Source organism: Pseudomonas paralactis (assembly GCF_001439735.1).
Taxonomy (GTDB): domain Bacteria; phylum Pseudomonadota; class Gammaproteobacteria; order Pseudomonadales; family Pseudomonadaceae; genus Aquipseudomonas; species Aquipseudomonas paralactis.
Genome location: NZ_JYLN01000009.1, coordinates 77,048 through 103,745, shown reverse-complemented (window position 1 = coordinate 103,745; position 26,698 = coordinate 77,048). Strand labels below are relative to the sequence as shown.

The window sequence follows — 26,698 nt, the reverse complement described above, 5'->3', positions numbered from 1 at the left end:
ATGGTTCCCGTAATCGCCCTGGTGGGCCGACCTAACGTCGGCAAGTCCACCTTGTTCAACCGCCTGACCAGGACTCGCGACGCCATTGTCGGCGACTTGTCCGGTCTGACCCGTGATCGCCAATACGGTGAGGCAAAGTGGCAAGGGCGCTCCTACATTATTGTCGACACCGGTGGTATCTCCGGTGACGAGCATGGCATGGACGAAAAAATGGCCGAGCAGTCGCTGCTGGCCATTGAAGAAGCCGATGTCGTGTTGTTCCTGGTGGACGCCCGCGCGGGCTATACCGCCGCTGACCAGATGATTGGCGAGCACCTGCGCAAGCGCAACAAGCGTTCCTATCTGGTCGCCAACAAGATCGACAACATCGATCCTGAGGCGGCCCGTGCCGAATTCAGCCCGATGGGTCTGGGCGACGCGATCCCTGTCGCCGGTGCCCACGGTCGCGGTATCACCCAGATGCTGGAAATCGCCCTGCGCGACTTCCCCAAGGATGATGTCGACGAAGAAGAAGGCGAGGAAGAGATCGTCGCTGAAGGTGAGGAAGCCAAGCGCATTCCTGGCCCGAGCGAAAAAGACGGTATCAAGATCGCTATCATCGGCCGCCCGAACGTCGGCAAGTCGACCCTGGTCAACCGTATGCTCGGTGAAGACCGCGTTATCGTCTACGACCAGCCCGGCACCACGCGCGACAGTATTTACATCCCGTTCGAGCGTAACGACGAGAAGTACACGCTGATCGACACCGCTGGTGTGCGCAAGCGCGGCAAGATCCACGAAGAAGTTGAAAAGTTCTCCGTGGTCAAAACCCTGCAAGCGATCAAAGACGCCAACGTGGTGATCTTCGTGATGGACGCCCGCGAAGGCGTGGTGGACCACGACCTCAACTTGCTGGGCTTTGCCCTGGAAGCCGGTCGCGCCCTGGTGATCGCGATCAACAAGTGGGACGGCATGACGCCGAGCGAGCGTGATTTCGTCAAGATCGAGCTGCAACGTCGCTTGTTCTTCGTCGAGTTCGCCGATATCCACTTTATCTCGGCACTGCACGGCACTGGCGTGGGCAACCTGTACGCGTCCGTCCAGAACTCGTTCAAGTCTGCGGTCACCCGCTGGCCGACCAACCGCCTCACCCAGATCCTGGAAGACGCAGTGGGCGAGCACGCACCGCCGATGGTCAACAACCGTCGGATCAAGCTGCGTTACGCCCACTTGGGTGGTGCCAACCCGCCGATTATCGTGATCCACGGTAACCAGATCGAGAAGGTGCCCAAGTCCTACGTCCGTTACCTGGAAAACACCTACCGCCGTGTCTTGAAACTGGTCGGTACGCCGATCCGTATCGAGTTCAAGGGTGGCGAGAACCCATACGAAGGCAACAAGAACACACTGACCGACCGTCAGGTGAACAAGAAGCGTCGTTTGATGACTCACCACAAGAAGGCCGACAAGAAGCGCCGTGACAAGAAATAACGGCAGCTTTGCGTTGTAAGCGACACGCTGCAAGAGAGGGCTCCTTTGGAGCCCTTTTTTGTGCGCGACCGTTTGTGCCTTGACCCGATGCAATTGGCGGCTTAAAACTTGGGGCTCACCTGCAGGGGCCTCCGATGATCACCAGTAAGCTGCCAAACGTCGGCACGACCATTTTCACCACCATGTCGCAACTCGCCGCTGAAACCGGCGCGCTCAACCTGTCGCAGGGTTTCCCGGACTTCAATGGCCCGCAAGGTTTGCTCGACGCAGTAGGCAAGCATATTGCCCTGGGCCACAACCAATACGCGCCCATGACCGGCTTGCCCGTGCTGCGCCAGCAGGTGGCCGCCAAGATCGCTCGCAGTTATGGCGCTACGGTCAATGCGGACAGCGAGGTGACCATCACCCCTGGTGCCACGGAGGCGATCTTCTGCGCGATTCAGGCGGTGATTCGTCATGGCGATGAAGTCATCGTGTTCGACCCCAGCTACGACAGCTATGAGCCCTCGGTGGAGCTGGCCGGTGGTCGTTGTGTGCATGTGCAACTGAGCCTGGACGGCTTTGCCCTCGACTTCGAGAAGATCAAGGCGGCGCTGTCACCGCGTACCCGCATGATTATCATCAACTCGCCACATAACCCGACTGGCGCGCTGATCAGCCGCGCCGAGCTGGACCAGTTGGCCGAACTGATCCGCGACCGTGATATTTACCTGATCAGCGATGAGGTTTACGAACACCTGGTATTCGATGGTGTGGCCCATGTCAGCGTATTGGCCCATCAGGAGCTGTATCAGCGCGCCTTCGTGGTCAGTTCCTTCGGCAAGACCTATCACGTGACCGGCTGGAAAACCGGTTACGCGGTCGCGCCGCCGGCCCTGACGGCTGAACTGCGCAAGGTGCATCAATATGTCAACTTTTGCGGCGTAACCCCTTTGCAGTACGCTTTGGCTGACTTCATGGCCGAACACCCGGAGCATGTGGAAGAACTGCCGGCCTTTTATCAGGCCAAGCGCGACCTGTTTTGCGACCTGCTGGCGCCGTCCCGCTTCAGTTTTACCCGGGTGAGCGGCACTTACTTCCAACTGGTGGATTACTCGCAGATACGCCCAGACCTGGATGACGTCGCCATGTCCCTGTGGATGACCCGCGAACATGGCGTGGCGACCATTCCGGTCTCGGTGTTCTACCAGCACCCACCCCAAGGCCAGCGCCTGGTGCGTCTGTGCTTTGCCAAACGCGAGGAGACGTTGCGACAAGCGGCGGAAAAACTATGCGTGATCTGAGTGCACTGCCCAACCTGAATATCGCCCTGATCCAGACCAGCCTGGTGTGGCATGACCGTCAGGCTAATCTTGAACATTTTGAGCTGCTGCTTGAGCAGGCCACCGGCGCCGACCTGATTGTGCTGCCGGAAATGTTCACCACCGGTTTCTCCATGGAATCGGCCGCCCTTGCCGAGCCGGAACACGGCCCGACCCATCACTGGCTCCAGGCGCAGGCAGCCAAATACAACGCGGTGATCACCGGCAGCGTGATTATCCAGGCCGCCGACGGCAGCCACCGCAACCGCCTGTTGTGGGCGAGGCCGGATGGCGAGGTGCTGCATTACGACAAGCGTCACCTGTTCCGCATGGCCGGTGAGCACGATCACTACACCCCCGGCGAGCGCCAGGTGTTGTTTGAGTTGAAAGGTTGGCGCGTCCGCCCGCTGATTTGCTACGACCTGCGCTTCCCGGTATGGAGCCGTGATGCCCAGGACACCGACTTGCTGCTGTACACCGCCAACTGGCCAGGTGCGCGGCGTCAGCATTGGAACCGCCTGTTGCCGGCGCGGGCCATTGAGAATCTGTGTTACGTGGCGGCGGTGAATCGCGTCGGCACGGATGGGAAGGGCTTTGCCTATACAGGTGACAGCCAAGTGCTGGATTTCCAGGGTGAAACCTTGCTCAGTGCGGGGGAGGCGGATGGGGTGTTCCAGGTGATCCTGGATGCGGCGGAGCTGGCGGCTTACCGTACACGATTCCCGGCGAACCTGGATGCCGATAGCTTTCAGTTTGTCTGAGGCTTATCTGTCGCCTGCAAGGGCGTCATCGCGGGCAAGCCCGCTCCCACAGTTGATTGGAGTTACCTGAAAAACTGCAGTCCAAATGTGGGAGCCGGGCTTGCCCGCGATGAAGGCCCCACAAACACTATAACTCTGACGCCAAACAAAAAGGCCCCTGGATTCACACCCAGGGGCCTTTTGCATTTCAGCAGCCGGTTACGCCGCTTTGGCTTCCAACTGGCTCAGCGAGCGGTTCAGTGCACTGAACAGCGCCTTGAAGCTGGCGGTGGTGATGTTTTCATCGATACCCACGCCATGCACCGGACGCTCGCCGTTCACGCGCAGTTCAATGTAGGCTGCGGCCTTGGCATTGGTACCCGCGCCGATGGCGTGTTCGTTGTAGTCCATGATCTCCACGCCAATCGGCAGGCCGGCCACCAAGGCTTCCAGCGCGCCGTTGCCTTTGCCTTTCCAGTGCAGGTTGGTTTCGCCCTGACCCTTGCCGGAAACTTCGACCTCGACAAAGCTGTTGCCGTTTTCTTCCTGCAAGCGATGGCTGACCAGCGCGTACGGGGTGTTGGCTTGCAGGTATTCACGCTGCAGCAAGGCGTAGATCTGCGGCGCAGTCATTTCCAGGCCCACGCGGTCGGTTTCGGCCTGTACCACCTGGCTGAACTCGATCTGCATACGACGCGGCAAGCTGATGTCGTATTCCTGTTCCAGCAGGTAGGCGATACCGCCTTTGCCTGACTGGCTGTTCACACGAATCACCGCCTCGTAGCTGCGGCCAATGTCGGCCGGGTCGATCGGCAAGTACGGCACTTCCCACAACGCATCGTCTTTCTGCTGGGAGAAGCCTTTGCGGATCGCGTCCTGGTGGGAACCGGAGAACGCGGTGTGCACCAGATCGCCCACATAGGGGTGACGCGGATGCACCTGGATCTGGTTGCACTCTTCGACGACTTTGCGCACGCCGTCGATATCGGAGAAGTCCAGTTGCGGGTCCAGGCCCTGGGTGTACATGTTCAGTGCCACGGTCACCAGGTCGACGTTGCCGGTACGCTCGCCATTGCCGAACAGGCAGCCTTCGACACGGTCGGCGCCGGCCATCAGGCCCAGCTCGGTAGCGGCTACGCCGGTGCCACGGTCGTTGTGGGTGTGCAGGCTGATGATCACGCTGTCACGACGGTTGATATGGCGACCGAACCACTCGATCTGGTCGGCATAGATGTTCGGCGTGGCGCATTCAACGGTGGCCGGGAGGTTGAGGATCATCTTGTGCTCGGGCGTCGGGTTCCAGACCTCGATCACGGCGTCGCAGACTTCCTTGGCGAACTCCAGCTCAGTGGCGCTGAACGTCTCCGGGGAGTATTCGAAAGTCCACTGGGTTTCTGGCTGTTGGGCGGCGTATTTGACGAACAGCTTGGCCGCGTTGACGGCGATCGCCTTGATGCCGTCCTTGTCTTGGTTGAACACAATGCGGCGGAACGACGGCGACGTGGCGTTGTACAAGTGCACGATGGCTTTCTTGGCGCCGCGCAGGGATTCAAAGGTGCGCGCAATCAAGTCTTCACGGCCCTGGGTCAGCACCTGGATGGTGGTGTCCTCGGGGATGTGGTTGTCTTCGATCAGGGTGCGCACGAAATCGAAGTCGGTTTGCGACGCGGCTGGGAACGACGCTTCGATTTCCTTCACGCCGACGGCGACCAGGGTCTTCCAGAAACGCAGCTTTTTCGCGGCGTCCATCGGTTCGATCAGCGACTGGTTGCCATCACGCAAGTCGGAGCTGCACCAGATCGGCGCCTGAGTGATGGTCTTCGATGGCCAGGTGCGGTCCGGGATATCGATGGTCGGGAACGCACGGTACTTCGAAGACGGGTCTTTGAGCATGCTCATCGGGAAATCCTTTGTTGTAGGGGCCGAGAAAAGGCGGCCTGCCGTAGAACTGTTATTGGGGATAAAGCTTAGAGACGAGGCAGATCGATTCAGCCTGGCAGTCGTGCGCTGACGAGGCACAGGCTGCGGTGCTGGCGGAGCTGAATGAGGGTGTGTGAGGTTTTCATGCATTCAACCCTAACCGCGGGGCGGGAGGATGGCAAGTAATCAGAAAAAATTGAGAGGATTTCTATTTTTTTGCGCTTTTGAGATTTGTTATTGCGTTAATTTAGTGTTTTTTGTTTTTTTGTGCTTGATGTGTTTTCTATTGCGCAATGGTCGGCTATGCAGCGGCTGGCTGCATAGCGTTCCTCTCACGAGGCGATCAAACGGTCAGTGAGTCGATGTTGTAGGCAATACTAATGTCTCCCGGAGTGTCATATATGTTCGTGCCATGCATGAATTTCAACGGCGGAGGTGGAGTATTAGGCGGTTGACTGACGAGGCTTGAGCCGCCTTTCAGGGTCGGGGTTACGGACATCCCGACCCCGCCGGTTAATTCAGCAATACCTGGGACCCCCCCGTAAGTATTCATGTGCGCGTTTCCTACTAACGCAACGTATTTTTCTCCCGCTGGGAGTTTTTCAATGATACGGGTTGCGAAGTAGTTAAGTTCTCTCAGTCGTTCGAAAAATTTAGTCGGTCTACGTTGCCAGTCTGCATAATTATCCGCATGGGAAGTCAATAGCGGGTGTTCGATGCCTACCACATTTATTCCATGCTTGTTTGCTTCGCTGATGACGTCCGCCATGGTCGGGCCGCCACTGAATTCCTGGCGATAGGCGCGATCGATCAGATAGTGCGCTTCGGAAGGTAGTACGTCCGCATGGTTTACGCCTGTAAAGCTTGGCGGATAAATGGCGCCCTCAAGGTAAAGGGTCGTGACACCGCAATCTGCCAAGCTTTTCATCTGATCGATAACCAATTGAAAAGCGGCTGGTTCGTCATGCAATTCTCCAACCACTAAACCACGTACACCTGGTTGAGAGAGGGTGTTTCGAATGGCCTCTTCAGGTGCGCTGTTGATCGTCATTATTGGCATGGTTGGCCGTGCAGGTAACCCGTTAGTTGCCAGGTCGTTGTAGTAGTTATTCACATCGCGTGTGAACCACCGCCTTAGTGGTCTGCTGACTGTCGGTCCCCCGGTAATGTCTTCAGTTGCCGTCCCCGAGAGCATGCGGTCCACATACTCATCGGAAGGTGGTGCAGTTCTGCCCCTTTTTCCCCTTCCTCCAGGTAATTCACTCAACCGCCACTCCCCGTTCCCAGCCGATTGCAGGGACGCCACGATTCTACTGCCGCGTGGCGCCGTCGGTGGGGCATTGGGATCGATGATATTGACCTGCCCGTTGCGCGCATGAAATACCGAGTCGATCTGATAAACCCGGTTCGTACCAGTACTGTCGGTATAGCGCACATACCAATTGTCCCCCACGTTATAAGTGCCGTCGGGCCTCAGGCGCTGCTCGCTGATGACCTCGTTCGGCACGGTGTAGGCACTCAGGTCGCGGTTTGGCAGCGCGGCGGTGGTCGAAGGGCGCGTAGCGATGGTGCTGATACCGCTGCTGGTGGACGCACCTGCCAAAGGTGGGTTGGGGGGCGACGGCAACGCTCTGGGACCCGAGCGCGGTGCAAGCGGGCCGGACAGACCGGTGGATCGCAATACCGGCCGCATTGGTGCGGCGCGAAGATTGGTAATGCCTGAGGCCGCCAGGGTGAAATCACTGTAGATCGCTCGTGCCAAGCCCGGCTTTTTGATCAGGTGCGGCAATATTCTGCTATTGGCGCGCAGCGCAGTCACACCGGCTTTGCCCAGGCGAACACCTGTGGACACACCTTTGCCGACCACAGGTATCAGGTCCGCAAAGATCAAAGCCACTTCAATGCCGAACTCGATTTTGTTGAGGGTGGATTGCTTTGCCACTTCCGCACTGCTGACGGATTGATGATCAGCTCGGTCGATCACCATCTGTACGTGTTGTTTGTACAGATGATCTTGAACGTCGCCATCGATGGCTTTCAGGCTTATCGCACTGCCCAATAGCTTGACCGATGAAATTATCAGTTCGGGGGAGATCAGGTTCGAGGGGTTGTACGCCGTGCTTTTAAGCGCGTCCATAAATTGCGCGATGTCATCTTTACTGACGGGTGATTTCCTTTTCGCGATATAGGACGCCCATTCGCCTTTAGCCAGAAGGGTGTCCAGGGCGTTATGGTCCGCCACTTCACGAAAGGTGATGCCGTCGGGAGCCTTGGGGGTGTAAAGCACCAGCGACGAGTCCGTCTGATTGCCGATCACCATCACGCCTTGCACCGCCAACCCTCGGTGGACAAGGCTGTTGGCGACAATGTTTTTTCCATCGACCTGGGGGCGTGTGGCGGGATCGGGGTGCTCCATTACCGCGTCAACCCACTGCGCCGCGCGCTTGGTGGTGGTGTTTTCGTGGGCTTGTTCCTTGTAAGCGTCGGGATTGAGCTCGGCCAAAAACGCCTCTTTGAACATGGCGCCTTCCAGGCTGGCTTTCCACGCTGTACGCAATTGCGCAGCGCTGCCCGACTCGGTGTCCGTGGCCATTTCCCGTTTAAGCAGTTTGGTGTACTCGCCGCCGACATCGGTGTCATTGACCAGTTTTTTAAGGTCGTCGGTGTCCAGGGTAACCGGCTTGCCGGCCAAGTCCAGGACGGGCTCGCCTTGGGTGTCCAGCAGCCGCAAGGTCATTTTTATATCGGAAAACTTGCCTCTCTCTATGGCTGGAAAGCCACTGGGATTGTTCAACGCCAAGTCGGTCAGAGAGACGGAGTCCTGTTTGGAATAGAGGGGCTCGCCAGTGCCCCGACCCCCGTGGATGCCGGTACGAGTGTGTACCTGCACCTTTAACTGATCCGCATCGACTTTCGCGTTCGGGTACTGCTGGTTGATGGCCGCATTCAGTCTGTCGCGGGAGAAGGCTCCCAGGGACGGGATTTTTTCGAGCAGCGGCGCCAGCGTATCCAGACTTTTGTCTTGCACGCGTTCCAAATGCGAAAACACGGTTTCCTGCACCGGGGTCAGGTTCTTCAGCCACTCGGGTTGGTTTTTGTCAGCCAGTTTCGCATCTCGGGCCAGCATCGCATTGCTGCCATCGAGCAGATACGACCAGTCAGCGGCATTATCTATGGCTTGCAGTGATGTGCTGTCGAGCAAAGGGTTGAGGGTATTGCCTGGCGCCAAGGCTTTGCCCAAACCCGCATTGATTTCTGCTTGCTGGCGCCTGAGCATCCAGGGCACAGCTTCTGCCAACACATCCCCGGACGACGGCAAGACGCTGCGCATCAGGTCATCGCCGGAAAAACCATCGGCTCTGTTTTGCAGGGAGGGTGCCAGGGTTTGTAACAGCAGCTCGGCCTGAGTGCCGCCTTGGTCCAGCCGGTCGGCCAACGCCTGGCGTGCCTGCGCGGGTGTTGCAAACTCTTCGAATCCTTCGCCGGGTGTGTACAACACGACGGGGCCATTGGTGTCGTTGAGCTCAAGGGCGCGCCCATTTGGCCATGTAGGCGATGTGGCATGTGAGCCGTCGCTTTTGGTGATGAGAAACGCACCCGCCAGCATCGCTCCGCGCTCGGTTTGGTCATCGATTGTGATGGGGTACACGCCCAGGCGATCACCATGGGCGAATTTTTTTTCACGGGCATCCAGGGTGGGGTATCGCAGCGCGTCGTCGATCAGGGCTTTGCTCTCTGCACTCAGGGTTTGATCACTGAAGCGCAGGGCGGCCAGGCTCGACAATTGGCGTTTGTGCAACGTCAGCAGTTGATTCAGGGGCGACTCGTGCTTGCGCGGGTCTTCATGAACCGGGCTGGGGGTGTTCCAGTACTGTTCAATTGCCTGCGGGTATTGCGTGGCGATGCTGCGGGCGATGCTTTGCAATGTGCCTGCGGTGGCGGCTGGCATTGCCAGGTCGGCCAGGCTTGTGCGATGAGTGAATTCGACCTTTATGTCGCGTTCAGGACGCATCAGCTTGTTGGGATTGGCCAGGATATCTTGAACCGTCTTGGCCAGGGCGGTCATCAACGGTTCGGACGACGCCAGTGATTCCCGATCGCCGTCAACGCGGTAACGATTGACGCTCATTGTCTCGGCATTCAGAGGCCTGACGTCGGGAAATGCGTGTTCAAGTTGCGCCTGTATGAAGGTTTTGAAGCTCGGCTGTTGGTTGTGCAGGCGCTGCATGTCCTGCGTCAACAGGCCGTGTTCAACGGTGTAGGCTAACTGCTTGCTGGGTTTGAAGTGCTTCTCCAGCTTGGGGTAACGCATTTGCGCTCTGGCGATGCCGGGTGAAGTGGGGACAGGGGGCGTGTCGGGAGCGTAGGTGGGGGCGGGCGTTAGCTCGGGTGTCGTACCAGAATACGTGGGTGATGAGGAGGAAGCGGTAACTGCAGAAGTGCTCAGGGTTTGTTGTTGGGATCGTGCTGCCAACGCTTGGGCAGGAGAGAACATAGAGTGAGTCTCACAGGTATTAAATTTCTACTGGTCAGGTCGTGCTCATTACGCTCCGTGTAAGTTATGAGATAGGTGAGTGCTGGATGTCGGATGGTTCCTGGCGAAATTGTAAGAGGTGCGCAACAACCTGCTCCAAAGTCGTGTTCGGCGAGGCGCGCTGCTCGTGTCAGCGCGCCGTTATCAGGGCGTTCAAAGCGTTTTAAGGTAGGGGTCAACGTTTTGGTGGACTTGGTAGTCTCCCACCGTTGCATCGGCGGCGAACCGTTTTTCAGGCGCCGGACGCGGGCCGGTATGCTTGACGGCGACACTGCTGGCGCCGGGCGTTGCGTCGTATACACCCACGCTGATGGCCCCGGTTTGTTCGGCAATGCCGGGCACGCCCTGGGTGGTGTTCATATGCCTTCTACCCACCACGGCAATCCACTTTTCCCCTGGCGGGGTGCGCTGAATAACCTTGCTGGCGAAGTAGTTGAACTCTCGCAACCGGTCAGTGGTATGCCGAAGGTTGGCAACGTCATCGTCATAGGGGCGAGTTGAGTGCATCGTCAGATGTTCATGTTCGATACCTACGATTTTGATGCCGTGTTGCTGCGCGGCGACCAGCACATCCTCGCGCGTAGGCACCTCGGGTTTATAAATACGATTGCCGGGCTGCGGGGGGATGCGTGAAATTTCATCGGCTGTGTAACCTGTAAACCCATTCCATTCAGCGCCTTCCAGATAAAGGGTTGTGACACCTTCATCTGCATAGGCCTGCATGTTCTTGATCAGCATGACGTTGGTAGCAATCTGATTGTGCATCTCTCCAAATACAATGCCGTTTGAGGTGCTTAGCAGCTCACGCGCCAGTTCGCCCGGTGATGCGTTTGGCGTTATGGCAGGCATGTTCGGACGAGGTGTAGGCGCTAAGGCCTGATTGGCATAGCTTTCATTCGCCCCTTCTCTGAACCAGCGTGTCGCAAAGCGTCTGTTAACGCCTGCAGCGGTTATATCAAGTCCTCCCGAGAGCAAATAATCGGTGTAACTCATCGGCCACTCATGCAATTGCCTGCGTTCTCTGCCGCGCCTGCCGCCGGGCAGTTGGTTGATGCGCCATTCCCCGTTGCCTGCCGATTGCAGGGAGGCCACTGTCCTGGTGCTTCTAGACGCCGTCGCCGGCGCATTGGGATCAATGATATTGACCTGTCCACTGCGAGCGTGAAATGCCGAGTCGATCTGATAAACCCTGTTCGTACCGGTACTGTCGGTAAAGCGTACGTACCAGTTATCTCCCACATTGTAAGTGCCGTCGGGGCGCAAGTGGCGGCCGCTGATAACCTCATTGGGCACGGTGTAGGCGCTCAGGTCGCGGTTTGGAGTGGCAGCGTTGGTCGAGGGGCGCGTGGCGACGGTGGTTACGCCGCTGCTGGTGGAGGCGCTCGCTGATGATGGCGCGCGCGCCGTTGTCGACGATCTGAAAACGGGGCGTAGTGGCGCGGCACGCACACCCTTGATACCTGCTGTAGTCAGTGCGAAATCAACATAGATCGTCTGTGCCAGGCCGGGTTTGCTTATGAGCTTGGGCAAAAGTTTACGGTTGGCGCGCAAAGCAACCAAGGCGGCTTTACTCAGATGAGCACCGGTTCTCGCGGCCTTGCCGACGCCTGGCAAAAAATCCAGAAACAACATGCCCACTTCGGCGCCAAACGTGACTTTATTGATGAACGATTGCCTGGCCACTTCCGCGCTGCTGACGGATTGATGGTCTGCCTTGTCGACTATCATCTGAACGTTTTGCTGATACAGATGATCCTGAACATTACCTTGTATGGGTTTGAGTTCCGAGCCACCGAACGCGACCTTTATCTCTTTGATGGCTATATCCAGGACTTTGTCAGGCGCCATGGCAGTTAATGGATTGTTGGAGATATCCCTGATGGCCTCGTCGCGTTTAGCCACATCATCTTTATTGACCGGTGATTTTCTGTCCGCGATATAGGCTTTCCATTCGTCTTGTTTCAGTAAGGCGTCCATTGCTTTCTGGTCCGCTACTTCGCGAAACGCGATGCCGTCGGGCGCCTTGGGTGTGTACAGCACCAATGATGAATCGACGTTGTTGCCAATCACCATCACCCCATGAATCGGTTGCCCATAGTCGAGCAGGGCATTGGCGATAATGCTGTGGCCATCGACTTTGGGGCGGTCGGCGGGGTCGGGGTGGTCCAGAATTGCCGCAACCCATTGCGCTGCGCGTTTGCTGCTCTTGTCTTCGGCGGCCTGCTCTTTATAGGCCGTAGGGCTCAGTTGCGCGAGAAACGCCTCTTTGTCCATGGCATCACTGAGGTTGGATTTCCATGCCTCGCGCAGATCCGAAGGGGCATCAGGTGCCAGTTCTTTTTTTAGCAGCTTGTCGTATTGGCCTCCCACATCCGCAGTGTTGATCAAGGCTTTAAGCTGTTCATCATTGAGTATGATCGGCTTGCCATTGCTATCGGTAATCGGATTGCCCTTTGGGTCAACCAACGGCAGGGTCATTGTGAGGGTGGTTTTTTTCTGGACACTTCTGGGCAAAAAGCCGGTGGGGTTTTTCAGCGCCAGATCGGTCAGTGAAAGATGTTTTTGTTCTGACGAGGTAGTGATGCGTTTACCCAGTATTGAGAGGGTCAGGTCGACAACCACCAAGTCGGTCGAGTTGTCCTGGGTTGTGGTTTCGTCTACCTGTACCTTTAGTTGATCGGCATCAATCTGCGCAGTCGGATACAGCTGCTTGATCGCCTCGTTCATCCTGTCGCGGGCGAAGTCTGAAAGAGACGGGATTTTTTGAAGCCGTGGAAGTAGCGCGTCAGTACTTTTTTTCTCCGCCTGTTCCAGGTTGAGAAAGATGGCTTCTTGAGCCGGGGTCAGATTTTTCAACCACTCTGGTTGTTGTTTCTCGATCAGCCTGGCGTGGTAGGCCAGCAGTGCATGGCTGCTATCCAGTTGGTACGACCAGTCAGCGGCGTCGTCAATGGCTTGGATTGACGTCGGGTCTGTCAGTGGGTTACCCGGCGTAGTGGCCGTCAGTGTCTCGGTGAGCTGCTTATTGATTTCCTCTTGCTGGCGCTTGAGCATCCACGGGATACCCTCTGCCAGAACATCTGCGGTCACGGGCTCGACGCGCAGGGTCAGGTCATCTCCCGAAGGCTGCTCCGCCCGGTTTTGCAGCGCCAGCGGTAGCGTTTGCAGCAATAACTCGGCGTCCGCCCCACCTTGATCAAGACGCTTGGCCACTGCTTCGCGGGCTTGGGCGGGCGTGGCGAATTCCTCGAACCCTTCGCCGGGGGTATACAGAACCACCGGCCCGTGGCTGTCGTCGAGGGCCAGGGACCGACCTTTAGGCCATGTGGGTTCAGTCGCGAAGGAACCGTCGGTTTGGGTGATGAGGAAGGCGCCCGCCAACAGTGCCCCACATTCAGTGCCGTCATCCACGGTGAGCGGGTACACCCCAGGGCGTGCACCGTCAGCAAAGGCACTTTCTCGTTCGACCAGGGTGGGGTATTGCAGCGCTGTGTCGATCAGCTGCTTGCTCGCCGGGCTCAAGGTGCCATCGTTGGCGCGAGCGGCGGCCAGTGTTGCCAGCTGCCGCTTGTGCAGGGCCAATAGCTCGTTCTGTGGCGTGGTTCGCACCTGGGGGTTTTGCGGGCTTTGACGAGGTGTGGTCCAGAACGTCTGTTGCGCTGTCGCGTATTGGATGATGCGCTGGGCAAGCGTGTGCAATGAGTGTGCTGAGTTGACCAGGGTGGGCGGCACACCGGCGCTGCCCTGGGTGAAAAAGCCCGTGTGGACGTTGTTGTCTTCGCCTGCTTTATCCCCGGGGTTACGTAACTGCTCCTGGATGTCTTTATTCAGTGCATCAAGAAGGGGTTCTACGGACAGCGTTTTTAGACTGCCATCGTTTTGCTTGTGCCAACGCTTGAAGGTGAGGTCGGCGGCATTGAGGTGGGGGTGGTCAGGAAACAGTGTGGCCAGTTGTTGCTGCAGGAAGGTTTTGAAGTTCGGTTGCTCTTTGTAGAGCTGCTGTATCGAACGGGTAGCTTCGTTGTGTTGTTCTATGAGGCTGATAGTGCCTGAGGGGGGGACTGTGGCAGGTGGCGTCCTTGGCGAGTCGGGTAAAGGCAGATCGGCGGGTGCGTAGGTCGAAGGCGCTGCGCGGGGGCCGGTCTGGCTTTTTTCTTGCGGGGGAGGTGTTTCGGCGGGAGGGGCAAAGGCGTGATGTTGATCCAATGGGCGTTGGACTGTAGAGCTGGCTGGCGCAAACATAAAACAACCTCATCACTTAATCGAAATGTTGTCGTTACGGTCCTTGTAAGTCGCCAGTTAAGTGAGAGGGAACGGTGGGTTGGTTCCGGTTGCAAATGTAGCGATATGTCCGGCGCTCAGGGCATTGGACAGTGCTCAGGGTTGAAAGGCGCCGATAAAGATTGCCGGGTCGACCCGCGCATCGTTCAGGCTGACATTCCAGTGCATATGCGGCCCGGTCGCACGGCCCGTCGAGCCGACCTTGCCCACGACTGCGCCGCGCACCAACTGCTGGCCCACCTTCACGTCGATCTTCGACATATGGCAGAATATGCTGATAAAGCCTTGGCCATGGTCAACGAACACGGTGTTGCCGTTGAAGAAGTAATTGCCAACCAGAATCACCTTGCCGTTCGCGGGCGTCTTGATCGGTGTACCGGCCGGCACTGCGAAATCCAGGCCCGAATGGGGGTTGCGCTCTTCGCCGTTGAAGAAGCGCCGCACGCCGAACTTGCTCGACAACGGGCCGTTCACCGGTTTATCCAGCACCAGGTTGCTCGGCAGGTTGGGGCTGAAACTGCGGTAAGCCTTGAGCTGCACTGCCAACTCGCCCTCGATGCGCTTGAGCTGGGCCGGGTCAGGGTTGACCTGGCTTTTGTTCTTCAGCGTGATGCGCTGTTCCGGGTACTTCTTGTAACCGACAATAAACGGCAAATTGCGCCCGCCGCTGCTGATGCGCTCGTTACCAGGCTTGACCGTCAACGGGATGCCGACGATCGCCAGCCAGTTGTCCTGCTCCTTGACCACCAGCACCGGTTTACCTTGGTAAGTGGCTTTGGGCGCCGTGGCGGACGGCCCCAGTTCGACCACGGCCACACCGCCGGGTACCGGTTTGTTCAAGGTGCGGGTGATATAGCTGTCCGCGTAGGCATTCATGGACAGGCACAGCAGCAACAAAGTCAGTAGACGTGGCATCAATCAATCCAGTAGCGAAAGGGTGACGGGGGTCAGGTGATTGTCTTCCACCCGCACTTGCAGTTGGCCTTCACCCAGGCGCGCGGTCAGGCGCTGGCCGGTGTGGGTTTGTGCGGCATTGCGAATCGCCTGGCCGCGCTCGTCCAGGAGGATGCTGTAGCCACGGCCCAGGGTCGCCAGCGGGCTGACCACCTGCAACGTCTGCACCTGGCTTTGCAGTTGCAGGCGTCGTGCCTTCAGGCCCTCGCGCATGGCACGGGGCAGACGTTCGGCGAGGCTGTCCAGGCGCTGGCGCAGCAGCGCCAATTGGCGACCGGGATGCTGGCCGGCCAGGCGCGTTTCCAGGCGGATCAGGCGCTCACGGCGGGTATTGAGGCTGCGCTCGAAGGCGCGACGCATCCGCATGTCCAGGTCATCCAGGCGCTGGGCCTGTTGGCGCAAGCGCTCGCCCGGGTGACGCAGGCGCCGGGCCATGCCTTCAAGGCGCAGGCGGCTGTGGCTCAGGCGGTTGCGCATCAGCATCACCAGGCGCCGATGCAGGTTGTCTACCTGGCGCACCAGATGGCTGGCGTCCGGTGCCAGCAGTTCGGCGGCGGCGGAGGGCGTCGGGGCGCGCACGTCCGCCACGAAGTCGCTGATCGACACATCGGTTTCATGGCCGACGGCGCTGACGATGGGCGTGACGCAGGCGTCCACCGCTCGCGCCACGGCTTCTTCGTTGAAGCACCAGAGATCTTCCAGTGAGCCGCCGCCACGGGCCAGGATCAGCGCATCGAAGCCGCGTGCATCCGCGAGTTTAAGCGCCCGCACGATCTGCGGGATCGCCTCGCGGCCCTGCACGGCGGTCGGGATCAGGGTCAGTTCAATGTTCGGCGCTCGGCGGCGGAACACACTGATGATGTCGCGAATCACCGCGCCGGTCGGCGAACTGATGATGCCGACACGCCGAGGGTGCGCGGGCAGCGGCACCTTGCGCTCGGCGCTGAACAGGCCCTCGGCGCTGAGCTTCTCTTTCAATGCATCGAAGGCCAGGCGCAGCGCGCCATCGCCGGCAGGTTCCACGGTATCGAGGATCAACTGGTAGTCGCCACGCCCCTCGAACAACGAAACCTTGCCACGCACTTTCACCGCCAGGCCGTCCTTCAACGCCTGGCGTACGCGCGCAGCGTTGTTACGAAACAGCGCACAACGCACCTGAGCCCCGCTGTCCTTGAGGGTGAAATACACATGGCCGGAAGCCGGGCGGGCAAGGTTGGAGATCTCGCCTTCAACCCAGATATTGGTGAACACGTCTTCCAGCAACACCCGCGCGCGGCCGTTGAGTTGGCTGACAGTCAGGACTTCGCGGTCCAGGCCCAGTCGGGCAAAAGGATCTTTAATCATGGCGGCAGTTTATAGGCATTCGTGCAGGGTTTGACAGAATTGCTCCACCAACGGGCTTGGCGCTTGCGCACAGGCCAGGGCCACGGTGCTGTGGCAGTCCGGGTCGGCCAGGGGCAAAAAGTGCAGGTTGGCGGGGGCGATGTCCTGCATGGATTTTGGTAACAAGGCAATACCGAAACCGGCCTGGATCAATTGCAACTGTGTGGTCTTGCGCGACATCACCCGCGCGGCCTTGGGGAAAAATCCTGCACGCATGCACAATTCGGCCGACAGATAACTCAGCCCGCCACGTTGAGGGTGGGGGATCGAGATAAACGCCTGGTCCTGGAGCCGCGCCAACTCCACCGGTGCGTCGCTGCGTGCCAATGGATGATTCGGCGGCACCGCCAGCACCAACGGCTCCGTGTACAACGGCAGCACACGCACGCCGTCGCGCTGGTGCAGCACGGGCAAGCGCAGCAGGCCGACGTCCAGGCGACCCTCGGCGATGTCCTCCAACTGGGCTTCGGAGGAGAGCTTGGCGATATCCACCGACACGCCCGGGCAGCGCTCCAGCCAGGTGCTGATGCCGTGCAATAACGCGCCGCTCATCGGCACGGTGCTCGAATGACTCAGGCGCAGCGTGCCAAGCTGGCCATTGCCCACTTGGGTCGCCACTTCGCTGGCCTTGAGCAACTCACTCAGCAAATTGCGCGCCCGTGGATAGAACGCTTCACCGGCCGCTGTGAGCCGCGGTTGGCGTGCGGTGCGTTCGAACAATGAGGTTTGCAGCTGGTTTTCCAGTTCCTTGATCTGCCGGCTCAAGGCCGACTGCGCCACAAACAGGCGTTCGGCGGCGGCGCTGAAGCTGCCGCTGTCGGCGATTTCGACGAAGTAACGCAGTTGCCGCGTGGAGATCACGAGTCATGCCTTTTTGAGATGAGTGGCCAACTTTGAAGATATTAGTCGCAACAGTCGGCAATGGCTAAAGTGAAGGCCATGTCCAACAAGGAATAACCCATGAGCCTGGTTGAGTTGATGAGTCAGTGGTCGTTCGGGGCTGTGGATTGGCTGGTGATCGGCCTGGGTGTGGTGCTGGCCTATGTGGTGTTTGGCATTGCCGGGTTCGGGACGGCCTTGGTCGCCGGGCCGATCCTGATCGTGTTTATGCCGCTGTCGAAGATTATCCCGCTGTTGGTGCTGCTGGATTTTGTCGCGGCGTTTGGCGGGCTGCTGCAAACGCGACGGGATGTGAGCAGGCCGGAGTTGCTGCGATTGCTGCCCTGCATGGCCATCGGCTGCACCCTGGGCGTGGTGTTTTTGCTCAACCTGCATTCGGACCTGTTGCTGTTATTGATGGGGCTGTTTATCAGTGCCTACGCCGTTTATAGCCTGGTAGTGAAGGCCCGGCCGACGCAGCTGGCAGCGGGATGGTCGATTCCCATGGGCGCCGTCGGCGGCTTGTTTGGCGCGTTGTTTGGCAGTGGCGGCTTTTTATATGCCATCTATCTTAATAGCCGATTATCCAAGGACGCGGCGCGGGCCACGCAAAGCGCGCTGATCAGTTGCAGCACGGTCGTGCGTTTGAGTCTGTTCCTGATTGCCGGGGTGTATGCAGATTTGCCGTTATTGATGTTGGCGGTTTGTCTGTTGCCGGTGATGGCCCTGGGGCTGTGGTGTGGGCGCAGGCTGACGATGCGGCTGTCCCGTGAGGCGTTCGTGCGGTTGGTGACCTGGTTGGTATTGGCCAGTGGTATTGCGTTGATCGGACGGTATGTGAGTACTTGACCTGATTTTTTCAGGGATTAAGCTGCCGTCCTCCCGGGCGTCATCGCGGGCAAGCCCGGCTCCCACATTGGAATGCGATCAACTGTGGGAGCCGGGCTTGCCCGCGATGGCGCCAATAGCCACACCGCAGGACTCCCATGAACTCCCAAAGCATCCTTGTCCCGAAAATCTCCACCTTGCCCGTCCACGAACCCCGCGCCCGGGCGATTGTGCGTTGGCTGGTGCGCAAGAACATCATCAAGGAAGAACTCACCACTTGTGGGCGTACCGGCAACCGCATGGGCTACGCCCTGGCCGATGGTGCCCGCGCCGTGGTGCTGCATCCCGAGGCGCTGCCGTTCAACGAGCCGGTCAATGGCCTGGAGATCATCTACAAGCGCTGCATCTACACGCCGGCCAAGGGGTTCCTTGAAGAAGCCGGCTGCCCGGAATGTCTCAAAGAGGTCGGCGAGGCGCTGTTCGAAAGCCTGGAAGACTGGATGCCCGGCCACACCGATAACTTCACCTGCCCGCTGTGTGGGCATGAAGACGACATCAACGGCTTTCTATTCCTGCAGGAATGCGGCTTTTCCAACCTGGGGTTCATCTTCAACAACTGGGCGGAGGCGGGCTTCAAGCAAAGCTTTATCGACGAGTTTGCCGATTGGCTGGACCAGAAGATCAGTTGGGTCAAAGTCGAGCTATAACCCTGATCAAATTACCCATCTATCAGTATTACCAAGTTTGTCAGAGTTTTACATTGAGCCCGGCAGGGTGCATGTATATAATGGCGCGCTTCCATTTTCCCGCTCGGGAGCCCCCGCGATGCTGCGTATCAGCCAAGAAGCTCTGACATTCGACGACATTCTCCTAGTGCCCGGTTATTCCGAGGTGCTTCCTAACGAAGTCAGTCTCAAGACCCGCCTAACCCGTGGCATCGAGCTGAATATTCCCCTGGTTTCCGCTGCCATGGACACCGTCACCGAAGCCCGTCTGGCCATTGCCATGGCTCAGGAAGGCGGCATCGGCATCATCCACAAGAACATGACCATCGAGCAGCAAGCTGCCGAAGTGCGCAAGGTCAAGCGTTACGAAGCCGGCGTGGTGAAAGATCCGATCACCATCGAAGCTGACGCCACCGTGCGTGATCTGTTCGAACTCACTCGCATGCACAACATCTCCGGCGTTCCGGTGCTGCACGATGGCGACCTGGTCGGCATCGTCACTTCCCGTGACGTGCGTTTCGAGAACCGTCTTGAAGTCACCGTCCGTGAAGTGATGACGCCTAAAGAGCGCCTCGTCACCGTCAAGGAAGGCGCCGACAAGAACGATGTGCGCGAACTGCTGCACAAGCACCGCATCGAGCGCGTGCTGATCGTCGACGACAAATTCGCCCTCAAAGGCATGATGACCGTCAACGACATCGAAAAAGCCAAGGCTTACCCGCTGGCCAGCAAGGATGACCAGGGTCGTCTGCGCGTTGGCGCTGCGGTCGGTACCGGTAAAGACACGGGCGACCGCGTTTCGGCGCTGGTTGCTGCCGGTGTTGACGTGGTGGTGGTTGACACCGCTCACGGCCACTCCAAAGGCGTGATCGACCGCGTGCGTTGGGTCAAGCAGAACTTCCCAGAAGTGCAGGTGATCGGCGGCAACATCGCCACTGGCGCTGCCGCCAAGGCCCTGGCCGAAGCCGGCGCCGATGCGGTCAAGGTCGGTATCGGCCCTGGTTCTATCTGCACCACGCGTATCGTTGCCGGTGTGGGCGTGCCGCAGATCAGCGCCATCGCCAACGTCGCCGCTGCCCTTGAAGGCACCGGCGTACCGTTGATCGCCGACGGCGGCATCCGTTTCTCCGGTGACCTGTCCAAGGCCATTGTAGCCGGTGCCTCCTGCGTGATGATGGGCTCGATGTTTGCCGGTACCGAAGAGGCGCCAGGCGAGATCGAACTGTTCCAGGGCCGTTCGTACAAGGCTTACCGTGGCATGGGTTCGCTGGGCGCCATGTCCCAGGCGCAAGGCTCTTCCGACCGTTACTTCCAGGACTCTTCGGCAGGCGCCGAGAAGCTCGTACCGGAAGGCATCGAAGGCCGTGTGCCGTACAAAGGCACCCTGAGCGCGATCATCCACCAACTGATGGGCGGCCTGCGTTCCTCGATGGGTTACACCGGCAGCGCCAACATCGAAGAAATGCGCACCAAGCCAGAGTTCGTGCGGATCACCGGCGCCGGCATGGCTGAATCCCATGTCCACGACGTGCAGATCACCAAGGAAGCGCCAAACTACCGTGTAGGTTGAGCCTTCCAGCAAAACGTTAAGTAACCGGGGCTGTTCTTTCAGCCCCGAGTTGTTTCTGATTCATTAGACGAGACTGACTTCATGGCCCTCGACATTCACGCCCATCGCATCCTGATCCTCGATTTCGGTTCCCAGTACACCCAACTGATCGCCCGCCGCGTGCGTGAAATCGGCGTGTACTGCGAACTGCACCCGTTCGACATGGACGACGCAGCGATTCGCGAATTCGCCCCTAAAGGCGTCATCCTCGCCGGTGGCCCCGAGTCCGTACACGAAGCCAACAGCCCGCGCTGCCCGCAAGCGGTATTCGACCTGGGCGTGCCGGTGTTCGGCATCTGCTACGGCATGCAGACCATGGCCGAGCAACTGGGCGGCAAGGTTGAAGGTTCCGAGCTGCGTGAATTCGGTTATGCCCGTGTCGACGTGGTCGGCAAGAGCCGCCTGCTGGACGGCATCGAAGACCACATCGACGCCGACGGCCTGTTCGGCCTCGACGTGTGGATGAGCCATGGTGACAAGGTCACCAAGATGCCGGAAGACTTCCACATCCTGGCCAGCACCCCGAGCTGCCCGATCGCCGGCATGTTCAGCGACGAGCGTCGTTACTACGGTGTGCAGTTCCACCCGGAAGTGACCCACACCAAGCAAGGCGGGCGCATCCTGTCGCGCTTCATCCTCGACATCTGCGAGTGTGAAGCCCTGTGGACCCCGTCGAAAATCGCTGAAGACGCCATCGCTCAAGTGCGCGCCCAGGTCGGTACCGACAACGTGTTGCTCGGCCTGTCCGGCGGCGTGGACTCCTCGGTTGTGGCTGCCTTGCTGCACAAGGCCATCGGCGACCAGCTGACCTGCGTGTTTGTCGACAACGGCCTGCTGCGCCTGCACGAAGGTGAGCAAGTGATGGCCATGTTCGCCGAGAACATGGGCGTCAAGGTGATCCGCGCCAACGCTGAGGAGCAGTTCCTCAACAACCTGGCCGGCGAGTCCGACCCGGAGAAGAAACGCAAGATCATCGGCCGCACCTTCATCGACGTGTTCGATGCCCAGTCCAACAAACTGGACAACATCAAATACCTCGCCCAGGGCACCATCTACCCCGACGTGATCGAGTCGGCCGGCGCCAAGAGCGGCAAGGCCCACGTGATCAAGTCCCACCACAACGTGGGTGGCCTGCCTGAGGAAATGAACCTCAAGCTGGTAGAACCACTGCGCGAACTGTTCAAGGACGAAGTCCGCCGTCTGGGCCTGGAACTGGGCCTGCCGTACGACATGGTCTACCGCCACCCATTCCCAGGCCCGGGCCTGGGCGTGCGTATCCTCGGTGAAGTGAAAAAGGAATACGCCGACCTGCTGCGTCGCGCCGACCACATCTTCATCGAAGAACTGCGCAAGGCCGACTGGTACCACAAGGTCAGCCAGGCGTTCGTGGTGTTCCAGCCGGTGAAATCGGTTGGCGTTGTAGGCGATGGTCGTCGTTACGCATGGGTTGTTGCACTGCGTGCCGTAGAAACGATCGACTTCATGACAGCGCGTTGGGCACACCTGCCTTACGAACTGCTGGAGACGGTCAGCGGCCGTATCATCAATGAAATCGAAGGCATTTCGCGCGTGACGTATGACGTGTCGAGCAAGCCGCCGGCGACGATTGAGTGGGAATGATCCTGCAATAGCAGGTGAGTGCTGAATGACAAAACCCCGGCCACGTGCCGGGGTTTTGCTTTCTGTGTCGCCCGTTGAGCCCGGTGCATGGGGAGCCGCTATTGAGGGGCGTGGGCGCTTTTCAAACCGTCAGACCCAAGCCCGCGCGTAGAATTCACCGCCGCGCAATATCCGAAAAGTAAAACTTATCCAGCGTATGCCGCGACTCGGTGTACTCGAACTGCCTCCCGTCCTGCAAAAACGTCTGGTTACTCACCACGATCACATGGCTTTGCCCATCAAGGTCCAGGTGCGCCTGGTCGTCTTTGCTGCGCGGCAGGGCTTCGATGGTGCGCTGTGCATAGCTGATCTGCAGCTCCAGCGTTTGCTCGATAAACGCGTAGATCGACTGCTCGGCAATCGAGCGGTCCAGGCCGGGGATCAGGTCGGCGACGAAGTGGTTGATGTCGAGAATCACGCGTTTGCCACCGATGCGCCGTACACGTTTTACACGGGTGATGAGCGTGCCGGGCTCGGCTTCGATGTGTTGCAGCAGGGAACCTTCCAGAGGGATCTGGGTGAATTCGACGACGTCAGTGTGTACGTCATCGCCCAGGTCGGCGTGGGTCTCGTGGAAGCTGACGATGCCGCCCAACTGAAACTCGATCGGGTTGGGCGATAGCACGAAGGTGCCCTTGCCATGGATTTTTTGCGCAAAGCCACGCTCCTGCAACTGCTCGATGGCGCGGCGCACGGTGCCACGGCTGGCCTGGTAGGCGTCCATCAGTTCAGTTTCGGAGGGAAGGCGCGTGCCGCGTTGCAGGCGCTCGGTGGTGATGCTGGCAAGCAGATCCGTATAGATCTGGTTGTATTTGCTCATGGCGATGGCTCTATGCCCGACTTTTATGCAGGAGGACTGCGGGTTCAAGGCAGGAACCTTAGTGGCAGAGGTGGGGTTTGTCCATTGGACAGCCGTACAGGTGTGGGAAAAATCTGACAGCAGGCTCCCACGCATAAACAAAAGTGTAACTCGTACAGACGAGTTGTTGATTTAACTCGTACAGACGAGTACTTTTCTTCCTCGGCGTGCTGCCAATGACTGCCACCCATAAAAACAATCACAGTGGAAAACGAGCATGAGCCACGACTATTCGTCTACTGCCCGCGAGATTCTCGAGCATCTCGGGGGCCGCGATAACCTTGAACAAGCGGCCCATTGCGTGACCCGCCTGCGCCTGGCGCTCAAGGACCCCAGCCTGGTCAACGGCAATGCGTTGAACCAGGTCGATCTGGTCAAGGGCTCGTTCTTTACCGGCGGCCTGTTCCAGGTTGTGATCGGCCCCGGCGAAGTAGAAAAGGTCTACGCCGCCCTGCGCGAACTGACCGGCCTGGCTGCTTCAACCATTGCCGACGTGAAGAAAGCCGGCGGCGACAAGACCAACCCCATGCAGCGCCTGGTGCGGGTGTTCTCCGATGTGTTCATGCCGATCCTGCCCGCGCTGATCATCGCTGGCCTGTTGATGGGCGTGAACAACCTGATGGGCGCCAAGGGCATGTTCATCGAAGGCCAGACACTACTGGAGGCTTACCCGAACCTGGATGGCCTGTGGAGCCTGATCAACCTGATGGCCAACACCTCGTTCGTGTTCCTGCCGGCGCTGGTGGGCTGGTCAGCGGCCAAGCGGTTCGGCGGCAGTGAAATCCTCGGCATTGTGCTGGGGCTGATGCTGGTGCACCCGGACCTGCTCAACGCCTGGAACTACGGCAAGGCGGTCGCCGGCCTCGACGGCCAAAGCCTGCCGTACTTCGATATCTTCGGCTGGTTCCAGATCGAGAAGGTGGGTTACCAGGGGCAAATCCTGCCGATCCTGATGGCTGCCTTTGTCATGAGCGTGATCGAGAAGTGGCTAAGGGCGCGGGTGCCGAATGCCATTCAATTGCTGGTGGTGCCGATCACCACCATCGTCGTCACCGGCGTGCTGGCCCTGGCGATCATTGGCCCGGTGACGCGCCACCTCGGCATCCTGATTACCGAAGGCCTGGTCACCCTGTTCGAGATTGCACCCATGATCGGCGGGGCAATTTTCGGCCTGCTTTACGCTCCGCTGGTGATCACCGGCATGCACCACATGTTCCTCGCCGTCGACCTGCAGTTGATCTCCACCCAGGGCGGCACCTTTATCTGGCCAATGATCGTCATGTCCAACCTGGCCCAAGGCAGCGCTGCATTGGGTGTGTTCTACATGACCCGCAATGCGCGGGACAAAAGCATGGCCTCCACCTCGGCGATTTCGGCTTATTTCGGCATCACCGAGCCGGCGATGTTCGGGGTCAACCTGCGCTTCAAGTTTCCGTTCTACGCCGCGCTGCTGGGCTCGGCGCTGGGCAGTATTTTCCTGTCGCTGAACAAGGTCACGGCCTCGGCCATCGGCGTCGGTGGGTTGCCCGGGTTTATCTCGATCGTGCCGAGTGCGATTCCGATGTTTGTGATCGGCATGGTCGTGGCGATGGTCGTGCCGTTTGCGCTGACGTGCATGTTGAGCATGAAGATCATTCGGCCTGGTTACCGCGTCGCCTGAAGATCGCTATCGCAGGCAAGCCAGTTCCCACAGTGATGTGTGAACACATTCAAGTGTGGGAGCTGGCTTGCCTGCGATGAGGCCGGAAGGGCCAGCACCCAACTCTACTGAAGGAACCCACCATGCAAACCTGGCAACACTCGGTGATCTACCAGATCTACCCAAAAAGCTTCCACAGCCACGCGGGTAACGCCACCGGTGACCTGCTGGGCATCGTCGACAAGCTCGACTACCTGCACTGGCTGGGCATCGATTGCCTGTGGGTCACCCCCTTCCTGCGTTCGCCTCAGCGTGACAACGGCTACGACATCAGCGACTACTACGCCATCGACCCCAGCTACGGGACCATGGCCGACTGCGACCTGCTGATCAGCGAAGCCGCCAAGCGTGGTATCAAGCTGATGCTCGACATCGTGGTCAACCACACCTCTATCGAACACGAATGGTTCCAGCAGGCACGCAGCAGCCTCGACAACCCTTACCGTGACTTCTACATCTGGCGCGACCAGCCGAACAACTGGGAGTCCAAGTTCGGCGGCTCGGCCTGGGAATACGAAGCGCAGACTGGCCAGTATTACCTGCACCTGTTTGACCATACCCAGGCCGACCTCAATTGGGACAACCCCAGGGTGCGCGCCGAAGTGTTCAAGATGATGCGTTTCTGGCGAGACAAAGGCGTGGGTGGTTTTCGCCTGGATGTGATCAACCTGATCTCCAAGCCCGCCGATTTCCCTGAAGACACCAGCGACGGCCGCCGCTTCTATACCGACGGCCCGCATGTGCATGAGTACCTGCAGCAAATGCACCGCGAAGTCTTCGAAGGCCATGACCTGATTAACGTGGGCGAGATGTCGTCCACTCGCCTGGAACACTGCATTCGCTACTCGAATCCGGCCTCGAAAGAGCTGTCGATGACCTTCAACTTCCACCACCTGAAAGTCGATTACCCCAACCTGCAAAAGTGGGTGAAGGCTGATTTTGATTTCCTGCAACTCAAGCAGATCCTCTCCGATTGGCAGACAGGTATGCAGGCCGGTGGTGGTTGGAACGCGTTGTTCTGGTGTAACCACGATCAGCCACGGGTGGTCTCGCGCTTTGGTGATGACGGCGAATATCGCGTGGTCTCGGCCAAGATGCTTGCCACCGCGCTGCACTTCCTCCAGGGCACACCCTATGTGTATCAGGGCGAAGAACTGGGTATGACCAATCCGGGCTTTGACAGCATCGAACAATATCGCGATGTGGAAACCCTGAATATCTTCCGACTCAAGCGCGATGCAGGAGAGTCCGAGGCGTCGAGCATGGCGGCAATCATGCAGAAGTCTCGCGACAACGGGCGTACGCCCATGCAGTGGAGCGACCAGGCCAATGCCGGCTTCAGCCTTGGCGAGCCATGGATTGGCATCCCGGCCAACGCTGCGCACATCAATGTCGAAAACCAGCTGGATGACCCGGACTCGGTGCTGCATCACTACCGTGCATTGATCGCCCTGCGGCGCCATGAGCCCCTGATCCAGCAAGGCGTTTATCGCCCACTGCTGCAAGACCATCCCAAGGTTTGGGCCTACCTGCGTGAAGGCCAGGGCGAGCGCCTGTTGGTGCTCAACAACTTCTACGGCACGCCGTGCGAAATCCAATTGCCCGATGGCGTCATCAACGCGGCGTGCGAACAACGCTTGCTGATCAGCAACTACCCCGACTGCCCGGTGCGCACGAGCACGGTGGTGCTACGCCCCTATGAGTCCTTCGTGCTGCACCTGACGGGTTGAGATACCCCCTGTAGGAGCGAGCTTGCTCGCGAAGATCGCCAACGATAACGCGCCCCTCCAGGGTGTGCGTGGAGGCTGCAAGTTCTTCCCGAGCAAGCTCGCTCCTACAGGTGATCGCGTCACGCAA

The 26,698-nt window shown here is 59.0% G+C and carries 16 protein-coding genes; 9 read left to right on the top strand and 7 right to left on the bottom strand.

The genetic code is table 11. The features are described 5' to 3' along the window. The 3 genes from der (at position 1) to TX23_RS21370 (ending at position 3,532) form a co-directional block, all read left to right on the top strand. Complete coding sequence (der, locus tag TX23_RS21380) at positions 1-1,470, top strand: ribosome biogenesis GTPase Der (RefSeq protein ID WP_057703915.1); 1,470 nt, start codon at positions 1-3, stop codon at positions 1,468-1,470. A gap of 134 nt (positions 1,471-1,604) precedes the next feature. Further along, entirely contained in the window at positions 1,605-2,753 is a 1,149-nt protein-coding gene (locus TX23_RS21375) for a pyridoxal phosphate-dependent aminotransferase (protein WP_057703914.1), read from the top strand. Then, complete coding sequence (locus tag TX23_RS21370) at positions 2,741-3,532, top strand: amidohydrolase (protein ID WP_057703913.1); 792 nt, start codon at positions 2,741-2,743, stop codon at positions 3,530-3,532. The genes TX23_RS21375 and TX23_RS21370 overlap by 13 nt, the downstream gene beginning before the upstream one ends. A 198-nt stretch (positions 3,533-3,730) precedes the next feature. Here TX23_RS21370 and leuA read toward each other — a convergent pair whose 3' ends face one another. The 6 genes from leuA to TX23_RS21340 all read right to left on the bottom strand — a co-directional run bounded on the left by leuA (position 3,731) and on the right by TX23_RS21340 (position 17,444). Beyond that, positions 3,731-5,410 (bottom strand): 2-isopropylmalate synthase, encoded by a 1,680-nt coding sequence (gene leuA, locus TX23_RS21365; protein WP_057703912.1) that lies wholly within the window; start codon positions 5,408-5,410, stop codon positions 3,731-3,733. A 364-nt stretch (positions 5,411-5,774) separates the two neighbouring features. Further along, a complete protein-coding gene (locus TX23_RS21360; protein WP_244885973.1) occupies positions 5,775-9,743 on the bottom strand; it encodes a membrane-targeted effector domain-containing toxin in 3,969 nt (1,322 codons plus the stop codon). 375 nt (positions 9,744-10,118) lie between these two features. Further along, the gene (locus TX23_RS21355) at positions 10,119-14,207 is read right to left on the bottom strand and encodes a membrane-targeted effector domain-containing toxin (RefSeq protein ID WP_057703910.1); all 4,089 of its coding nucleotides are present in this window, start codon (positions 14,205-14,207) and stop codon (positions 10,119-10,121) included. A gap of 135 nt (positions 14,208-14,342) precedes the next feature. Further along, the gene (locus TX23_RS21350) at positions 14,343-15,161 is read right to left on the bottom strand and encodes a M23 family metallopeptidase (RefSeq protein ID WP_057703909.1); all 819 of its coding nucleotides are present in this window, start codon (positions 15,159-15,161) and stop codon (positions 14,343-14,345) included. Between the two features lie 3 nt (positions 15,162-15,164). Further along, positions 15,165-16,544, bottom strand: a complete 1,380-nt coding sequence (gene xseA, locus TX23_RS21345; protein WP_057703908.1) for an exodeoxyribonuclease VII large subunit — start codon at positions 16,542-16,544, stop codon at positions 15,165-15,167. A 9-nt stretch (positions 16,545-16,553) separates the two neighbouring features. Beyond that, a complete protein-coding gene (locus TX23_RS21340) occupies positions 16,554-17,444 on the bottom strand; it encodes a LysR family transcriptional regulator (protein WP_057703907.1) in 891 nt (296 codons plus the stop codon). A gap of 99 nt (positions 17,445-17,543) precedes the next feature. Between TX23_RS21340 and TX23_RS21335 the strand changes: the two genes are divergently transcribed. The 4 genes from TX23_RS21335 (at position 17,544) to guaA (ending at position 22,244) form a co-directional block, all read left to right on the top strand. Beyond that, positions 17,544-18,311 carry a sulfite exporter TauE/SafE family protein gene (locus TX23_RS21335; protein ID WP_057703906.1) on the top strand — a complete coding sequence of 256 codons (768 nt, stop codon included), beginning with the start codon at positions 17,544-17,546 and terminating at the stop codon, positions 18,309-18,311. Positions 18,312-18,448: 137 nt separating this feature from the next. Then, a complete protein-coding gene (locus TX23_RS21330) occupies positions 18,449-18,997 on the top strand; it encodes a hypothetical protein (RefSeq protein ID WP_057703905.1) in 549 nt (182 codons plus the stop codon). Between the two features lie 118 nt (positions 18,998-19,115). After that, a complete protein-coding gene (gene guaB, locus TX23_RS21325) occupies positions 19,116-20,585 on the top strand; it encodes an IMP dehydrogenase (protein ID WP_034128014.1) in 1,470 nt (489 codons plus the stop codon). 81 nt (positions 20,586-20,666) lie between these two features. Continuing rightward, positions 20,667-22,244: a glutamine-hydrolyzing GMP synthase gene (guaA, locus tag TX23_RS21320; protein ID WP_005791155.1), complete on the top strand. Its 1,578-nt coding sequence runs from the start codon at positions 20,667-20,669 to the stop codon at positions 22,242-22,244. Positions 22,245-22,398: 154 nt separating this feature from the next. On the opposite strand, the gene treR is transcribed toward guaA, so the two are convergent. After that, positions 22,399-23,103, bottom strand: coding sequence for a trehalose operon repressor (gene treR, locus TX23_RS21315; RefSeq protein ID WP_057703904.1), 705 nt, complete (start codon positions 23,101-23,103; stop codon positions 22,399-22,401). A 256-nt stretch (positions 23,104-23,359) separates the two neighbouring features. On the opposite strand from treR, the gene treP reads away from it, so the two are divergent. After that, positions 23,360-24,802 (top strand): PTS system trehalose-specific EIIBC component, encoded by a 1,443-nt coding sequence (gene treP, locus TX23_RS21310; RefSeq protein WP_057703903.1) that lies wholly within the window; start codon positions 23,360-23,362, stop codon positions 24,800-24,802. A gap of 122 nt (positions 24,803-24,924) precedes the next feature. Continuing rightward, the gene (gene treC / locus TX23_RS21305) at positions 24,925-26,571 is read left to right on the top strand and encodes an alpha,alpha-phosphotrehalase (protein ID WP_057703902.1); all 1,647 of its coding nucleotides are present in this window, start codon (positions 24,925-24,927) and stop codon (positions 26,569-26,571) included. The last annotated feature ends 127 nt before the right edge of the window (positions 26,572-26,698 follow it).

What these genes read in the sequence shown, in the direction of transcription:
- TX23_RS21375 (WP_057703914.1), top strand. Translation starts at nt 1,605, where the DNA reads ATGATCACCAGTAAGCTGCCAAACGTCGGCACGACCATTTTCACCACC.
- xseA (WP_057703908.1), bottom strand. Translation starts at nt 16,544, where the DNA reads ATGATTAAAGATCCTTTTGCCCGACTGGGCCTGGACCGCGAAGTCCTG.
- der (WP_057703915.1), top strand. Translation starts at nt 1, where the DNA reads ATGGTTCCCGTAATCGCCCTGGTGGGCCGACCTAACGTCGGCAAGTCC.
- guaB (WP_034128014.1), top strand. Translation starts at nt 19,116, where the DNA reads ATGCTGCGTATCAGCCAAGAAGCTCTGACATTCGACGACATTCTCCTA.
- TX23_RS21350 (WP_057703909.1), bottom strand. Translation starts at nt 15,161, where the DNA reads ATGCCACGTCTACTGACTTTGTTGCTGCTGTGCCTGTCCATGAATGCC.
- TX23_RS21330 (WP_057703905.1), top strand. Translation starts at nt 18,449, where the DNA reads ATGAACTCCCAAAGCATCCTTGTCCCGAAAATCTCCACCTTGCCCGTC.
- TX23_RS21360 (WP_244885973.1), bottom strand. Translation starts at nt 9,743, where the DNA reads ATGCGTTACCCCAAGCTGGAGAAGCACTTCAAACCCAGCAAGCAGTTA.
- treP (WP_057703903.1), top strand. Translation starts at nt 23,360, where the DNA reads ATGAGCCACGACTATTCGTCTACTGCCCGCGAGATTCTCGAGCATCTC.
- guaA (WP_005791155.1), top strand. Translation starts at nt 20,667, where the DNA reads ATGGCCCTCGACATTCACGCCCATCGCATCCTGATCCTCGATTTCGGT.
- TX23_RS21370 (WP_057703913.1), top strand. Translation starts at nt 2,741, where the DNA reads ATGCGTGATCTGAGTGCACTGCCCAACCTGAATATCGCCCTGATCCAG.
- leuA (WP_057703912.1), bottom strand. Translation starts at nt 5,410, where the DNA reads ATGAGCATGCTCAAAGACCCGTCTTCGAAGTACCGTGCGTTCCCGACC.
- TX23_RS21355 (WP_057703910.1), bottom strand. Translation starts at nt 14,207, where the DNA reads ATGTTTGCGCCAGCCAGCTCTACAGTCCAACGCCCATTGGATCAACAT.
- TX23_RS21335 (WP_057703906.1), top strand. Translation starts at nt 17,544, where the DNA reads ATGAGCCTGGTTGAGTTGATGAGTCAGTGGTCGTTCGGGGCTGTGGAT.
- treR (WP_057703904.1), bottom strand. Translation starts at nt 23,103, where the DNA reads ATGAGCAAATACAACCAGATCTATACGGATCTGCTTGCCAGCATCACC.
- treC (WP_057703902.1), top strand. Translation starts at nt 24,925, where the DNA reads ATGCAAACCTGGCAACACTCGGTGATCTACCAGATCTACCCAAAAAGC.